The sequence below is a fragment of the Nitratireductor sp. PBL-C9 genome (assembly GCF_050877045.1).
Taxonomy (GTDB): domain Bacteria; phylum Pseudomonadota; class Alphaproteobacteria; order Rhizobiales; family Rhizobiaceae; genus Nitratireductor; species Nitratireductor aquimarinus.
Genome location: NZ_JBPAXW010000006.1, coordinates 219470 through 233453, shown reverse-complemented (window position 1 = coordinate 233453; position 13984 = coordinate 219470). Strand labels below are relative to the sequence as shown.

Here is a 13984-nt window from a genome sequence, read left to right as displayed (position 1 = left end):
TATTATTAGTCGACTAATTATATAATATGGATTATCTATCCTCAAGCGCATCTGTTTTCAACATGACGCAAAAAAAAGCCGCGACGGACACTGTCCATCGCGGCTCCTCATGATCATCCTGGAACGGGTCCAGACCGGCCTTGAACTGTCGCCGCGTCTGACGCTTCTACGATTGTGAGGCTCTCTTAGCGGAGCACGTAGACGATACGACGTGTTTCGGGCTCCACCAGAACCGGTTGCTCATTTACATAGACATACCGGTAGTCATAGTCGGGGATTTCCCGCACCTCGACGGTTTCCGGCAGAGCCGCGCCGACCACCACCTCACCGTCCAGATAGACCGGCTCGACGGTATTGGTCTCCACATAGGTTCTGACCTCCACCGGAGGCGCAGAGATCGGCTCGATCGTTCCGAGCGCCGTCTTGCGGCCAATCAGTTCGCCGCGCACAACTTCCGCCTCGACGCTTGAGGTGACCTCGTAGGATACGGGCGGCAGCGCATCGGCCGGACGTTCCGTTACGACCACATAGTCATCGCCGCCACCGAAGGGCGCGGTCAGATAGTCCGAATACGCCCAGCCATTGATGCCGGCATGGGAAACAGCGCACCATTTGCTGCCTTCCCTGCATCCATTGATGGAAGCGTCCTCATTGACGCCGATCACGCCAACAACCGGATAGTGCGGGCCGGGCCCGGACCTGATGTTCAGATCCGCTGTCGCCCTTGCAAGCATCTCCGCGTTGGCGATGCCCACAACGGCGAACAGCGCTGCCGCTGCGGTTGCACTCTTGAGAAGCAGTTTCGTCATGGCTTGTCTCCAATCCGTTTCGACTGGGGCTGCAAACGGCAATGACGATGAGAAGTTCCGCAATTTGCGCTGGCACTTGGACAGCGAAATCAATGAGCGTGCGTGCAACCTACTGAAATACTGTACTTATCTTCCCGGGCAGATGAACTCTGCAGCGTTCATCACTTTATCTGGCGAACGTTCATGATTGCCCGTTTAATGAAGCAGGCCACCAGTGCAGTGGCCTGAGTGCGTTGTCATTTGTGACGAGCGCCAAGACAGCCGCGCCTCAGAAGAACGGCATCACACTCGATCTGCGACATCTCTTGTTGAAGGTTCCCAAAAGCCACTGACACATGAACGTGTCATCCAGGGGCTCCTTGCGCTCGAACTCGAGGCCTTCTGTAAGCGAGCGTGACTGAACGATGAGGTCAACGCCACCGGGAGAGAGGGACTTCCCGTCCATCTCTTTGGTGACGTCCGCTATTTTCTGCGGAGCCATTTCCTTTATCAGGGGATGCGCCTCCTCGTCGTGATGCTTTCGCGCCTTGGTCTGCGCGACGCCGGAACCTGCGGACATCCAGATGAATGCAACTGCGAAGACGCCCAGGAAGGGAGCTATCCGTATCATTGATCTTCTCCTTCATAACAATTAGCCAGCTAAATGTTACTTATATGGTGAAGGCAACGTCGTTATTGGACAGGGCGGACCAGGAAGGTTCAATGCGCGCGCCTAATGCGCTGAAATGAACCGATTTCGCCGCTCCCGAAATCATGCGAGAGCATGCATCACTTTGTTTTTCATATATTATTTTACCGGGAGCGGATGCATCTTTATATAGCGGCGTATATCGCCTGACGGACAGTGCTCCGGCGCAGGACATCCAGTACGCCGGTTGATCTGCGTATCAGGGACTTGACAGCCCGCTTCTTCATCTTGGCGATCCGTCGTTCGCACCATCCGAACAATTGAGGCATCAGCCACTCACAATGACGATAGGCCTCTTCAAGTGAAACATCTGCACGCTGTCGAGCAAACAGCTCCCGATCCCCCTTTGGCATATGGAAAGGCAACCCCAACGGCATCTGGCCTGTCTGTTGCTGCATTGATGCAATCCGCCTCCCGTCATCCGGGGGAAGCATTGTGACGGTGAAACCGCCATGAAGTACAAGCAGTAGCGCGATACTGGCGGCAGCTTTCAGAAACATTGTCTTTCCTCCTCCATCCCAGTCACCCAGACGCTGGCGCGGACACTTCCGTCTTTCGACGCAGTGCAACCATGTCGTCGTCGGATATGTGCGCAGACATGAAGCAGGCCGTCGCGATGACGGCCTGCAAGTGCTGAACAAGGTCCAGAGCCACAAAACCCGGTTTAGTAGACCGCGCCGGGTGGCGCGAAGAGCCGGGTGCAGAATGATCCGAGAGGCCCCGGCAGATACTGGCAGGGACCCCACTGCTTCTCGAGACTGGATGTCACCGTAGCGGCTTGCATGCCAAGCTCTTCCGTCATGGAAGCCGGGTCCTTGAAGAGGTCCGGCACGTCTTTCAGCACCGTCTGGCTCAGCTCCGCCTGGGCAGTGTCAACAGGCAGCGGAAGCACCCCGGTCTTCAAAAGGTCCAGTTTGGTTCCACCTTCAGCCTGCGCCCCAGTCATCAGACTTGCGGACAAACCAAAGAGCGAAAATGCAATCACTGCGGAATTTGCAAACTTGCCATTCATCGGTTCTCTCCTGCTGGTTAATTAGCCAACTAAACAATGAATTGAAAACTTGTGCAATCGCGCAGATCTGCCGTAATTCCGCCGGAAAGGGTTCGGTAATGACCGCCATGCTATAGAAACTGGCGGTTGCGGCCGGTGCAGCGTTGTGTAATCGCTGGCAACATCACTTTATATAGCCATCTTTAATTTTAAGGAGAGCGATATGGCTTTCGCGGGAAGAGCGGCTCTGCTGGCCGCTTCGTTTTGTGCCTCACTTCTCACGGCGGGACATGCCTCCGCTGCTCAATGCGGAAACAATGCCGGCGGCTTCGAGAACTGGAAGGCTCAGTTCAGCCGCGAAGCAGCCTCCCGTGGTATCGGGCAGCGCGGCCTGAACGCACTGGCAAACACGCGTTACGCCACCAAGACCATCGCCGCCGACCGCGGTCAGAAGAGCTTCAAGCTCACCCTCAAATCCTTCATGCAGAAGCGCGGCTCGAACGCCATCGTTTCCCGTGGCAAGGGCATGAAGAAGAAATATGCGCGTCTCTTCGCCAATATCGAGCAGCGTTACGGCGTACCCGCCGGCCCGCTGATCGCCATCTGGGGCATGGAAACCGGCTTTGGCGGCTTCCTCGGCAATCAGAACATCGTCTCTGCCGTGGCCACGCTCGCCTATGACTGCCGCCGTTCGGAGTTCTTCACCGGCCATCTCTATGGCGCGCTCACCATGGTGGATCGCGGCATGCTCGATCCCAATGCCAAAGGCGCTGCCCATGGCGAGATCGGCCAGACACAGTTCCTTCCCGGCAACGCGCTGAAATACGGCGTGGACGGTGACGGAAACGGCCGGGTCGACATGATCCGTTCGCAGGCCGACGCCCTCGCCTCGACCGCAAACTTCCTGCGCGCCCATGGCTGGCAGCGCGGCGCCGGCTACCAGCCGGGACAGCCGAACTTCCGCGCCATTCAGGGCTGGAACGCAGCAAGCGTCTACCAGCAGGCCATCGCCATCATGGCCAAGGAAATCGATGGGTGAGAAGCGTTCCGCGTAGCGGACAAAAAGCCAATGATTTGGCTTTTTGAGCGACGAACGCCCGAAGCCATAGCGAAGGGCCGGCAGGCGCCCAAATCAGTCTCCCAGCTCAGCGCACAAAAAAAGCCGGCATCACTGCCGGCTTTTTCTTTATCAGGCGTTGCGCCCGGCTGATCAGCTGCCGCGCTTGCGGGCTGCCAGCGTGCGCAGGCGCAGTGCGTTGAGCTTGATGAAGCCTGCAGCGTCCTTCTGGTCGTATGCGCCCTGGTCGTCCTCGAAGGTCACCAGCGCATCGGAATAGAGCGACTTGTCGGACTTGCGGCCGGTCACGATGACATTGCCCTTGTAGAGCTTCAGGCGCACTTCGCCTTCCACGTCTTCCTGGCTCTTGTCGATGGCCGCCTGCAGCATCTCGCGCTCCGGCGAGAACCAGAGACCGTTGTAGATGAGCTCTGCATAACGCGGCATCAGCTCGTCCTTGAGGTGGGCAGCGCCACGATCAAGCGTCAGCGACTCCATCGCGCGGTGCGCGGCAAGCAGGATCGTGCCGCCCGGCGTTTCATAAACGCCGCGCGACTTCATGCCAACGAAGCGGTTCTCGACCAGATCGATGCGGCCAATGCCATTGTCGCGGCCCAGATCGTTCAGCGCCTGCAGCAGCGTTGCCGGCGACATTGCCTCGCCATTGATGGCAACGGCGTCGCCCGCCTTGAAGGAGATGGTGATCTCGGTCGGCTCGTCCGGCGCATCCATCGGCGAAACGCTGCGCTGGTGAACATATTCCGGCGGCTCGACCCACGGATCTTCAAGCACCTTGCCCTCGGAGGAGGAGTGCAGAAGGTTCGCGTCAACGGAGAACGGAGCCTCGCCCTGCTTGTCCTTCGGCACCGGGATCTGGTGCGCCTGGGCGAACTCGAGCAGGTCGGTGCGGGACTTGTAGGTCCAGTCACGCCACGGCGCGATCACCTTGATGTCGGGGTTCAGCGCATAGGCCGAAAGCTCGAAGCGCACCTGATCGTTGCCCTTGCCGGTCGCGCCATGCGCAACGGCGTCAGCGCCGGTCTCGGCAGCGATCTCGACCAGCCGCTTGGAGATCAGCGGGCGGGCAATGGAGGTGCCCAGCAGGTAGATGCCTTCATAGACCGCATTGGCGCGGAACATCGGGAACACGAAGTCGCGCACGAACTCCTCGCGGAGATCCTCGATGTAGATCTCCTTGATCCCCATCATCTCGGCTTTTCTGCGCGCCGGCTCCAGCTCGTCGCCCTGGCCGAGATCGGCGGTGAAGGTCACCACTTCGGCGCCCAGTTCGGTCTGGAGCCATTTGAGGATGATCGAGGTGTCGAGACCGCCCGAATAGGCAAGCACGACCTTTTTAACGTCTTTGAGTTTCGTCATGGTCTTTCCCGGTAAGAGAAGTTCGGCATGGCCGGCCGGCTCCGCACTTCGGAGCCTCCAGGGTCGAGGCGACTAATATCAGGAATGACGGCGCGGGCAAGGCCAGACCCCGCAAATGAGAGAGGCCACACCGTCACCGGCATGGCCTCCCGATACTCATTCCCGCGCAATCCTCAGGCCGCTTCCAGCGTCGCCACCGTTTTCAGCGCGCCATCCAGCATCTCGCCCTTTTCGTCCTTGAGCGCCGCTTCACGCAGCCGGCGCAGCCAGTCGGCCGCGTCCTCACGGCCCTCCAGAAGCGTCAATCCGGACAGAACCCGGTCGAACTTGGAATGCCCGCGCACATGCGTGTCGCTATAGCCCTTGATGAGCCTGCGGCAGTTGAGAATCTCCACCGCCAGCCCATAATCACGTCGCGCCGTATCAAGCGCCAGCGCATACCAGCGGTCCAGATGCTCCTTCTCGACCTGATGGCGCAGGAGCGACCGACGCCAGGGCCGCAGCGTTCCAATCACCCACAGCGCCCCGAAGCCGAACAGGCTGTCGGTGCGGATGCGCCGGCCGCGATTGATGCGACGGTCGACCCATTTCGAAAGACCCGGCCGGTTTTCGATGAAACGCCCCAGCCCCGTGGGCAGCGTGCCGCAGAACTCTTCGACGCGCGGATGGAAGAACTCGGTCACCTGCAGCACATTGGCCTCGCCGACCTTCATTTCCTTTCGGATGCGCTCAGCCCGCGCCGTGCGCGTCTTCAGATCCGCCACGCGCAAAATGTCGTCATAGCACATGGCGTTCGCCACATGCTTTGCAGCGGCCTCGCCCAGCGCGTGGTCCTTCCCGGCACTGTCCAGCGCCAGCGCCTGATCGAGCCTGTCCAGATACTCAGCGCCATAGGCGAGATCCTGATAGTCGACCACCTTGCGCAGCCCGGCGAGCGCCATCGCCCTCATCGGTTCGGGATAGGCATCGGCGCGCACTGCCAGCGCGTTCCACGCGACAACCAGCCGCTCCGGCCCGGCAACGGCGATCCCCTGCCCGGCCGGCGGCGCATCCTGAACAGACGCAGAAGCATCTTCACCGGCAACCGTGCGCTCGAACGCCTTGCCGAAAGCTGCGAGGCTGGCCTTCACACCGCGTCCGGAAGCCTCGATGGTCTCTTCATAGCTCTCGCGCGCAAACGGCAATGCGCCGGAACCGGCCAGCGCGCCGAACAGGCTCGACGAGATCACCGACCCAGTCTCGACCGCCACCTTTTCCATGTCGAAGCAGATGTAGCGGCTGGCCGCCTCACGCGCATTTTTGTGAACGGTGGGCGAGTCTGCGCGGCCGTCACCCGGCTCGATCTTCTCCGACACGGCAGCGATGCGGTGCGCCGAGGCGATCAGCGTCGTGCGGTCGGGCGTCACGAAACCGCGCATCACAGCACGGCCCGCCTCCATCAGCTCGGCGGCAATCAGGATGTCGATGTCGCCCTGCGCCGGAGCCAGCGAAAAGACCGGACGGCGGCCGGTGTCGGGACACATCTCGACATAGTAGATCGTCGCGCCGGTGCGCTGGGCCACGCCGGCAACGGAGGTTGCCTGGGCGAGATATCCGTTGCGCTCGGCAACATCGGTGATCCAATTGGTCAGCACACCGCCGCCCTGCCCGCCAACGGCGAGAATGGCGAGCTTGATGATCTTCTGGTCTTCGTTTGCTTTCATCCGTTTGGCCATGGGTCTCAAGCCTCTCCGAATGTCAGACGCCGCTTCTCACGGCGTGTTTGCAGGAAGCCCGTCACGCGGCGACGCAGCCTGTCGGCAAACCGGTCCCACGAGCCGGGATTGTGCACCACATCGGCGCGGTAGAAGGAGGGACACAGCACCGCCGCGTCGGCCACCTCGCCGCAATTGCCGCAACCGACACAGGTGTGGTCAATGGACGCCACCGGATCATCTCGCAGCGGGTCATCCAGCTTCTTGACCGAGAGCGACGGACAGCCCGACAGCCGCATGCAGGCGTGATCGCCGGTACACACATCCTCGTCCACGCCGAAGCGCGGCTTCACCACCCGCTCGCCGCCGGAGATCGCCTTGGCGGTCTGCGGCTTTTCGCGACGCTGCCTGTTGAGCATGCATTCGGACGACGCGACGATAACCTTCGGTCCCTTCTCCTCCGTCGTCAGCGCCTCGCGCAGCGCGGCGCGCACCTTGGTCACGTCATAGGTGCGATCGATATGCCGAACCCATTTCACGCCCATGCCCTTCACGGCATCGGTGATCGGATGCTGGGTCGACTTGGTGGGATTGTCGGCGCGCGAGGAAAGCACGTCCTGCCCGCCCGTGGCCGCCGAATAGAAATTGTCCACCACAACGATCACGCCGTCATTCTGGTTGAACACGGCATTGCCAATGGAGGAGGTCAGACCGTTGTGCCAGAAGCCACCATCGCCCACGAAGGAGATGGAGCGGCGCTTGGCGTCAGGCGAATTGAAGGCCGAGGCGGAGGCCGGACCGAGACCATAGCCCATGGTCGTCGCCCCCAGCTCGAAGGGCGGCATGATCGAAAACAGATGGCAGCCGATATCCGACGAGATGTGGTGCGGTCCGAGTTCCTTTTCGATCAGCTTCGTCGCGGCGAAGATCGGCCGTTCCGGGCAGCCGGTGCAGAAGCCCGGCGGACGCCCCGGCACCACCTTGGCGAGATCCGCCGCCAGCGTGTTCTCGCCCGACGCATTGGGCGCCAGCACCTGCGCGGCCAGCAGCTCCGGCGCGTTGGCGCGCAGATAGGCGCTGATGCCGTCCAGCATCACCTGCCCGGTGTATTCGCCGGCCATCGGCAGAATGTCCTTGCCGAGGATGCGCGTGTCGAGCCCCTTCTTGTGCATCAGCGAGGCAATCGCCTGCTCGAGATAGTTGGGCTGCCCCTCCTCCACGATCAGGATCGAATCCTTGTCGGCGCAGAAGTCGATCACTTCATCGTCGATCAGCGGATAAACCGCATTAAGTACATAGAGCGGCACATCCGTTTCGCCGTAGACATCGGCAAGACCGATGCGCTGCAGCGCGCGGATGACGCTGTTGTACATGCCGCCCTGCAGGATGATCCCGGCCTTGCCCCGGTCGGGACCGAAGAACTCGTTGATCCTGCGCGAGCGGATGAAATCGACCGCCGCCGGCATGCGCTTTTCCACCTTCTCCTTCTCATGCAGGAAGGAGGCCGGCGGCAGCACGATGCGGTTGGTGTCGCGGCGCGGGTTCTCCAGCGCGTCGGCCACGGTCATCCCGGGCCGTTTGTTTTCCTTGGTCTCGAAACTGCCGGTCACATGGCAGCTGCGGATGCGCACCATCAGCATGACCGGTGTGTTGGACGCCTCGGAAAGCTCGAACCCGTCTTCCACCGCCTTCACGATGGACGGCAGGTTGGGCCGCGGGTCGAGCAGCCAGACCTGGCTTTTCATGGCGAAGGGATGGCTGCGCTCCTGCATGATCGAGGAGCCTTCGCCATAGTCCTCACCGACGATGATCAGCGCACCGCCCGTCACGCCGCCGGAGGCGAGGTTGGCAAGCGCATCGGAGGCGACGTTCAGGCCGACCGACGATTTAAAGGTGCATGCACCGCGAATGGGATAGTGAACCGAAGCCGCCAGCATGGCGGTCGCCGTCGCCTCGGAGGCACTTGCCTCGAAATGCACGCCAAGCTCGCCCAGAATGTCCTGCGCGTCGGCAAGCACGTCCATCAAATGGCTGATCGGCGCGCCCTGATAGCCACCGACATAACCCACGCCACACTGCAGGAGCGCCTTGGTGATGGCCAGAATGCCCTCGCCGTGAAAGGTCTCACCGGCCCCGAGGCGAAGCTTCTGAACCTCCTTCACGAACGAACGTTCTGCCATGGTGCATTCTCCCGTCTCATGCGCCGGGGCTGATCGCCCTCAAGCGCAATCTGCTAGAAATCGTGTTGTCGGATGTTGCCCAGTATTTTCTGAAGCGTGGCGATGAAGGCGGAATACTCCGCCTCCTCGATGTCGTTGAACATCTCGGCAAAGGCGTCATGCATGGCCGGCCATGCACGGTTGAACTCCTCACGCCCCTTGTCGGTCAGAAAGATGTGTCGCGTGCGGCTGTCATCCTGACAGGCTTCGCGCCGCACCAGCCCCTGCGTTTCAAGCGCGTCGAGCGTCCGGCTCATGGTCGACTGTTCGATGACGGTGTAGACCGACAATTCGTTGATCGACATCCCGTCGCCAACCATCAGAACCGCCAGTGCGCGCGCCTGCGGAACGGTCAGCCCCTGCTCCCGTAAATCATGGCGCAGCGTCGCGTTGTATCGCCCCATGATCCGGTTCATCAAATAGGGCGCAAAGTGCTGAAGCCCCATCTGGCCCAGCGTTGCGATCCTCGGGGTCTTGCCGTCCTGCCGTTCGTCCATCAGAGCTTCTCCGCCAACAGATGCTCCGAACCGCCAGCCGGTTTGCCGCTCAGCCCCGCGCCCTGCCGGGTGGACCCGCCAATGGATATCCGCCGATCACGATCAGGCCCGAGAAGCCCCCGCCACCGAGAGGACGGAGAACGGACTGCAAAGGAGCCCATCGCTTTGAGATGTGCCAGCACAGATGCGCCGTAGTCGATGATCGTGTTTGATGAACTGCCGATATGCCGGTTCGAAATTGCTTCAACGCGGCCTGCATAGGCCTCGCGCTGCGCGTCTGTCCATTCCCCGTTGGTCGGACCCTTCGGCTTTCCAGCCTTATCACCCGTCACATGGCAGCGCGCCGTAGAACGGCGGCGCGACACCGAGGCGCGGCACGGATGGACGGCCACTTCGAGCCCCGCAGGGCCGCTGCCATGGATGAGTGTTTCGGGTCCGGCCATTGGAAGCTCCGGTTCAGTTCCTGGAGACCAGCGCCAGAACACGGCACGGGCTGCCGGTGCCCCGCTCGATCTTGAGCGGCGCGGCGATCAGGATCGCCCCCTTGGGCGGAAGCCTGTCGAGATTGGCAAGGCTGGCCAGCCCATAGCGGTTTGCCTTGTGAAGCAGATTGTGCGCGGGAAATGGCGGCTCCATGCCACCGGCCTGCCCGGCATCGGTTCCGATGGTCTCGCTGCCCCAGCCAACAATCCCCTTCTCAAGAAGATATTCGATGGCTTCTGCAGTCGGGCCCGGCGAATGCGGGCCAGTCTCGTCCGCATTGAGAAACGCCTCTTCCGAGCCGTTGCGCTTGTACCAGTCGCTGCGCAGCACCACCCACTCACCGGGGCGAATGTCGCCGTGCTCGGCTTCCCATGCCTTGATGTGATCCACCGTCAGCAGGAAATCATTGTTCTCCGCGGCCTCGGCGGAACAGTCGATGACATTGACCGGCGCAACAAAATTCTGCGGTTCAATCGTGTCCGTTGTTGCATTGGGATGATCCCGCCCGGTGATCCAGTGGGTCGGTGCATCAAAATGCGTGCCCGAATGCTCGCCGAGTTTCAGCCAGTTCCATGCCCACCAGGGGCCATTGTCATCATAGGCCGAGATCTTGTGGATCTCGATTTTGGGCGTATCGACCGCAAGCTCTGGCGGAAGCTTCAGAAGCGGGGTTTTCGGGCCAAGTACGGCGGCCAGGTCAACGACCTCCACCTCGCCGGAAAGCAATTGGCTCGCAAGCTCACCAATGACGGACTTGCTCATGTTTCTCCTCCCAGAGATATGTAAGAGCACAGACATCCTCCCTGTGCTCTCTTCTGACCTAGACCAAAAAGAATGCATTTGCAAATATCTTGAGGCCGAAGAAACCCTTGAAATGGGCGAGCGTCCTGCATCAAAAGCACAAATGCATGTGATGACACGCATCTTCAAAGCTGATTCGCAGTCAGAAAGACGATCAAGGCCCGAAATCAGCCTCTTCGGAGAAGCCTGCTTCAGCCGAGCATGGTTTCACATGAAACATGCATCTGAATTGGGTCGGGAAACACGCCCTGCCCCTTCGCAGATCCGGTTCGCGACACGCCACCCATACTGGAATTCTCCGTCGGTTATCTCTTCAACCAGCACTGCCAGGCTTCTCCGCGCGGCACACACAAACTGGACGGTGAGCAATCTGCGTCTTTCAACTTTCTCTGGGTGCCCGGCCGGCCTTGCTGTGATATTCAGCCGACATGGCACAGAAGAAAGCGCATGAAGTCGACCGCTGGCTTGCTCGCCCCGAGCAGACCTACCGTATCGTCCTGATCTACGGGCCCGATCGTGGCCTGGTCAGCGAACGGGCGAAGCGTTATGCGACCGGAACGGGATTGCCGCTGGACGATCCCTTCACCGTCGTGCGCCTTGAAGCCAGCGAAGTGGAGCAGCAGCCGGGCCGGCTTGCCGATGAGGCGCAGACGGTTCCCATGTTCTCCGATCAACGCCTGATCTGGGTGAGGGGCGCAGGCAATCACAAGGCATTTGTGGCCGACGTCACCGCGCTGAACAGCAATCCCCCGACCGATTGCACCATCCTGATCGAGGCCGGCGACCTTAAAAAAGGCTCGTCCCTGCGCTCGGCTGCCGAACGCGGCGCAAGTGCAATGGCCCTTCCCTGCTATGCAGACGATGGGCGCGGCGTCGACGCCGTCATTGATGAAGCGCTCGGCGCGGCGGGGCTGAAAATCTCGCTTGAAGCGCGCCAGCTCCTCAAAGCCAATCTCGGCGGAGACCGGCTCGCCACCCGTGGTGAACTGGAGAAGCTTGCGCTTTACTGCAAGGGTGCAACGGAAGTCACGCCGGAAGACATACGCTCACTCATCGGCGACGTGGCCGGACTGAGTACGGATGAAGCGGTTGATGCGATCATTTCCGGGCGCTTTCAGGCGTTCGACAGCGCCTTCCGGCGCTTTGTTGCCGCTGGAAACCCGCCCTTCCTCGTGCTCTCCGCCACATTGCGGCAGGTGCACGCCCTGCAGATCATGCGTCAGGCAATGGACAGCCAGGGCGTCTCGGCCAGTTCCGCCGTTGCCGGCGCAAGACCGCCGGTCTTCTTCTCGCGTCGCAAGACGGTGGAGACAGCGCTTGGCCGCTGGAACAGCACCGCATTGAAGAACGCCGCCGACCGCCTGCAGGCAGCCATCCTGCGCACACGGCAAAAGCCAACCCTTGCCGTTCCTCTGGCGCGACAGGCCCTTCTCGCCCTCACGGTCGAAGGCGCGCGCGGTCGGCGCTAACCGGCCGCATATCACTCAAATCATTGGTATTTCCAGAGCAGAAGACCGGCAACCGAACCCCGGTCTCGGGTCATGCCGATGCTCACCAATAGCGCGGATCAGCCCTCCTGCGTCCTCATGGACGCACGGCAATCCAGTTCTGCAAACAGGCCCTTGGCTACTGCTTCAGGAGACGGCAAAGCTCGTCGAGCTGTTCCAGCGAGCGATAGGCAATCCGCATTTCGCCGCCACGCTGCTTGTGATTGATCACGACCTTGAGCCCTGTCTGATCGCTCAGAAGCTTCTGGAGGGCCAGCGTGTCCGCGTCCTTTTCCTTCTTCGGCTCACGCTCGGCCTTGCCTTCCTCCGCCGGCGCTGCGGCCAGAGCCTCTGCCTGGCGGACGGAAAGCCCGTCCTCAATGATACGCAGAGCAAGCGCAACCGGGTCCTGCGCCGTTACCAGCGTACGCGCATGGCCAGCGGACAGCGATCCATCGACAATGAGATCCGCCACGGCTTCCGGCAGTTTGAGCAGACGAAGCGTGTTCGCCACATGGCTGCGGCTCTTGCCGATCACCTGGCCGAGATCCGCCTGCGTATAGCTGTGCTCATCGATCAGCTGCTGATAGCCACGCGCCTCTTCGATCGCGTTCAGGTCCGCGCGCTGCACGTTCTCGATGATGGCCAGCTCTAGCGCGGCCTTGTCATCCACCTCGCGCAGGATGACCGGAACCTCGGTCAGACCTGCCCGCTGTGCGGCGCGCCAGCGGCGTTCACCCGCAATGATCTCAAACCGGCCCGGCGCATCGCCGGAACGAACCACCACAGGCTGCACGATGCCATGCTCACGGATCGACTGGGCGAGATCACCCAGATCACCCTCGGCAAAGAGCCGGCGGGGGTTGCGCGGGTTTGGCGAAATGAACTCGATTGGCACGGAGCGATCCGCGCGCACCGCTTCCTTCTGCTCGGTATCCGGCTTGTCCATCTCCCCGATCAGAGCGGCCAGACCGCGCCCCAGACGCTTGCGTGAAGGATCTTCGTTCATGTCAAAACACCATCAGCCACAAAACTCGTTTAACCGCCCGCCCGATGAAATCGAACTCAGGCAGCCTGCAACCGCCGTTCACGACGGATCACTTCAGAAGCCAGCTGTAGATAAGCCTGGCTACCGCTGCATTTCAGATCGTAGAGCAACGCAGGCTTCCCATAGGACGGCGCCTCGGAAACACGCACATTGCGCGGAATGACCGTGTCGTAGACGGTCTCGCCCATATGCGCCCGCACATCCGCCACCACCTGGTTGGCGAGATTGTTGCGCTGGTCAAACATCGTCAGGACAATGCCCTGAATGCCCAGATGCGGATTGATCGAGGCACGCACCTGCTCAACCGTCTCAAGAAGCTGGCTCAGACCCTCGAGCGCGAAGAACTCGCATTGCAGCGGAACCAGAATGGAATCGGCTGCCGCCATTGCATTCAGCGTCAGAAGGTTCAGGGATGGCGGGCAATCCACCAGAACGTAGGAATAAGGAATTCCGTCCTGATTCAATGCGTTACGCAGTTTCAGAACACGGTCAGGCGCGCTCGAGATTTCCATTTCGATGCCCAGAAGATCGAGCGTCGAAGCCACGATCGAGAGACCGGGAACAGCGGTTTCCATAGCCGCTTCCATGATGCCTGCCCCACCGGTCAACACATCATAGGACGAAACGAGACGCTTCTGACGGTCAATGCCCAGCCCGGTGCTGGCATTGCCCTGCGGATCAAGATCGACGACCAGAACGTTTTCGCCAATCGCGGCAAGCGCGGTTGCCAGATTGATGGCTGTGGTTGTCTTGCCAACCCCGCCCTTCTGGTTTGCGACTGTGATGATTCGCGTACCGCTATTCATCGCTGCTGCTACCTCGAATAGACTCGA

The 13984-nt window shown here is 60.9% G+C and carries 14 protein-coding genes; 2 read left to right on the top strand and 12 right to left on the bottom strand.

Going from position 1 to position 13984, the window contains the following annotated elements:
* Window positions 1-185: 185 nt before the first annotated feature.
* The 4 genes from ACRTG1_RS14625 to ACRTG1_RS14610 form a co-directional block, all read right to left on the bottom strand.
* Window positions 186-809 (bottom strand): DUF1236 domain-containing protein, encoded by a 624-nt coding sequence (locus ACRTG1_RS14625; RefSeq protein WP_206545589.1) that lies wholly within the window; start codon window positions 807-809, stop codon window positions 186-188.
* 268 nt (window positions 810-1077) lie between these two features.
* Window positions 1078-1419, bottom strand: coding sequence for a hypothetical protein (locus ACRTG1_RS14620; protein ID WP_206545588.1), 342 nt, complete (start codon window positions 1417-1419; stop codon window positions 1078-1080).
* Window positions 1420-1622: 203 nt separating this feature from the next.
* Window positions 1623-1997 carry a hypothetical protein gene (locus tag ACRTG1_RS14615; RefSeq protein ID WP_206545587.1) on the bottom strand — a complete coding sequence of 125 codons (375 nt, stop codon included), beginning with the start codon at window positions 1995-1997 and terminating at the stop codon, window positions 1623-1625.
* A gap of 164 nt (window positions 1998-2161) precedes the next feature.
* Window positions 2162-2509, bottom strand: a complete 348-nt coding sequence (locus ACRTG1_RS14610; RefSeq protein ID WP_206545586.1) for a hypothetical protein — start codon at window positions 2507-2509, stop codon at window positions 2162-2164.
* 202 nt (window positions 2510-2711) lie between these two features.
* Here ACRTG1_RS14610 and ACRTG1_RS14605 point away from each other — a divergent pair, with 202 nt between their 5' ends.
* Window positions 2712-3527, top strand: a complete 816-nt coding sequence (locus ACRTG1_RS14605) for a lytic murein transglycosylase (protein WP_297563582.1) — start codon at window positions 2712-2714, stop codon at window positions 3525-3527.
* Between the two features lie 171 nt (window positions 3528-3698).
* Here the strand turns inward: ACRTG1_RS14605 and ACRTG1_RS14600 are convergent, their stop codons facing one another.
* From ACRTG1_RS14600 to ACRTG1_RS14575, 6 genes are all read right to left on the bottom strand, one after another.
* A complete protein-coding gene (locus ACRTG1_RS14600; RefSeq protein WP_113153605.1) occupies window positions 3699-4922 on the bottom strand; it encodes an argininosuccinate synthase in 1224 nt (407 codons plus the stop codon).
* A 173-nt stretch (window positions 4923-5095) separates the two neighbouring features.
* On the bottom strand, window positions 5096-6637 hold the full coding sequence (locus tag ACRTG1_RS14595; RefSeq protein ID WP_432516467.1) for an indolepyruvate oxidoreductase subunit beta family protein: 1542 nt from the start codon (window positions 6635-6637) through the stop codon (window positions 5096-5098).
* Window positions 6638-6642: 5 nt separating this feature from the next.
* The gene (locus ACRTG1_RS14590; protein ID WP_206545584.1) at window positions 6643-8796 is read right to left on the bottom strand and encodes an indolepyruvate ferredoxin oxidoreductase subunit alpha; all 2154 of its coding nucleotides are present in this window, start codon (window positions 8794-8796) and stop codon (window positions 6643-6645) included.
* 53 nt (window positions 8797-8849) lie between these two features.
* Window positions 8850-9332, bottom strand: coding sequence for a MarR family winged helix-turn-helix transcriptional regulator (locus tag ACRTG1_RS14585; RefSeq protein WP_206545583.1), 483 nt, complete (start codon window positions 9330-9332; stop codon window positions 8850-8852).
* On the bottom strand, window positions 9332-9775 hold the full coding sequence (locus ACRTG1_RS14580) for a hypothetical protein (RefSeq protein ID WP_432516466.1): 444 nt from the start codon (window positions 9773-9775) through the stop codon (window positions 9332-9334). Before ACRTG1_RS14580 ends, ACRTG1_RS14585 begins: the two co-directional genes overlap by 1 nt.
* Window positions 9776-9788: 13 nt before the next feature.
* Entirely contained in the window at window positions 9789-10577 is a 789-nt protein-coding gene (locus ACRTG1_RS14575) for a cyclase family protein (protein ID WP_206553299.1), read from the bottom strand.
* 467 nt (window positions 10578-11044) lie between these two features.
* Between ACRTG1_RS14575 and holA the strand changes: the two genes are divergently transcribed.
* Complete coding sequence (holA, locus tag ACRTG1_RS14570) at window positions 11045-12085, top strand: DNA polymerase III subunit delta (protein ID WP_432516465.1); 1041 nt, start codon at window positions 11045-11047, stop codon at window positions 12083-12085.
* A 157-nt stretch (window positions 12086-12242) separates the two neighbouring features.
* On the opposite strand, the gene ACRTG1_RS14565 is transcribed toward holA, so the two are convergent.
* Together ACRTG1_RS14565 and ACRTG1_RS14560 are read right to left on the bottom strand one after the other, a co-directional pair.
* Window positions 12243-13112 (bottom strand): ParB/RepB/Spo0J family partition protein, encoded by an 870-nt coding sequence (locus tag ACRTG1_RS14565; RefSeq protein WP_206545579.1) that lies wholly within the window; start codon window positions 13110-13112, stop codon window positions 12243-12245.
* 56 nt (window positions 13113-13168) lie between these two features.
* Window positions 13169-13957, bottom strand: a complete 789-nt coding sequence (locus ACRTG1_RS14560; protein ID WP_206545578.1) for a ParA family protein — start codon at window positions 13955-13957, stop codon at window positions 13169-13171.
* Window positions 13958-13984: the final 27 nt, after the last annotated feature.

Excerpts from the sequence above, each read along its gene's own strand:
- ACRTG1_RS14625 (WP_206545589.1), bottom strand. The coding sequence starts at position 809 with ATGACGAAACTGCTTCTCAAGAGTGCAACCGCAGCGGCAGCGCTGTTC.
- ACRTG1_RS14620 (WP_206545588.1), bottom strand. The coding sequence starts at position 1,419 with ATGATACGGATAGCTCCCTTCCTGGGCGTCTTCGCAGTTGCATTCATC.
- ACRTG1_RS14615 (WP_206545587.1), bottom strand. The coding sequence starts at position 1,997 with ATGTTTCTGAAAGCTGCCGCCAGTATCGCGCTACTGCTTGTACTTCAT.
- ACRTG1_RS14610 (WP_206545586.1), bottom strand. The coding sequence starts at position 2,509 with ATGAATGGCAAGTTTGCAAATTCCGCAGTGATTGCATTTTCGCTCTTT.
- ACRTG1_RS14605 (WP_297563582.1), top strand. The coding sequence starts at position 2,712 with ATGGCTTTCGCGGGAAGAGCGGCTCTGCTGGCCGCTTCGTTTTGTGCC.
- ACRTG1_RS14600 (WP_113153605.1), bottom strand. The coding sequence starts at position 4,922 with ATGACGAAACTCAAAGACGTTAAAAAGGTCGTGCTTGCCTATTCGGGC.
- ACRTG1_RS14595 (WP_432516467.1), bottom strand. The coding sequence starts at position 6,637 with ATGGCCAAACGGATGAAAGCAAACGAAGACCAGAAGATCATCAAGCTC.
- ACRTG1_RS14590 (WP_206545584.1), bottom strand. The coding sequence starts at position 8,796 with ATGGCAGAACGTTCGTTCGTGAAGGAGGTTCAGAAGCTTCGCCTCGGG.
- ACRTG1_RS14585 (WP_206545583.1), bottom strand. The coding sequence starts at position 9,332 with ATGGACGAACGGCAGGACGGCAAGACCCCGAGGATCGCAACGCTGGGC.
- ACRTG1_RS14580 (WP_432516466.1), bottom strand. The coding sequence starts at position 9,775 with ATGGCCGGACCCGAAACACTCATCCATGGCAGCGGCCCTGCGGGGCTC.
- ACRTG1_RS14575 (WP_206553299.1), bottom strand. The coding sequence starts at position 10,577 with ATGAGCAAGTCCGTCATTGGTGAGCTTGCGAGCCAATTGCTTTCCGGC.
- holA (WP_432516465.1), top strand. The coding sequence starts at position 11,045 with ATGGCACAGAAGAAAGCGCATGAAGTCGACCGCTGGCTTGCTCGCCCC.
- ACRTG1_RS14565 (WP_206545579.1), bottom strand. The coding sequence starts at position 13,112 with ATGAACGAAGATCCTTCACGCAAGCGTCTGGGGCGCGGTCTGGCCGCT.
- ACRTG1_RS14560 (WP_206545578.1), bottom strand. The coding sequence starts at position 13,957 with ATGAATAGCGGTACGCGAATCATCACAGTCGCAAACCAGAAGGGCGGG.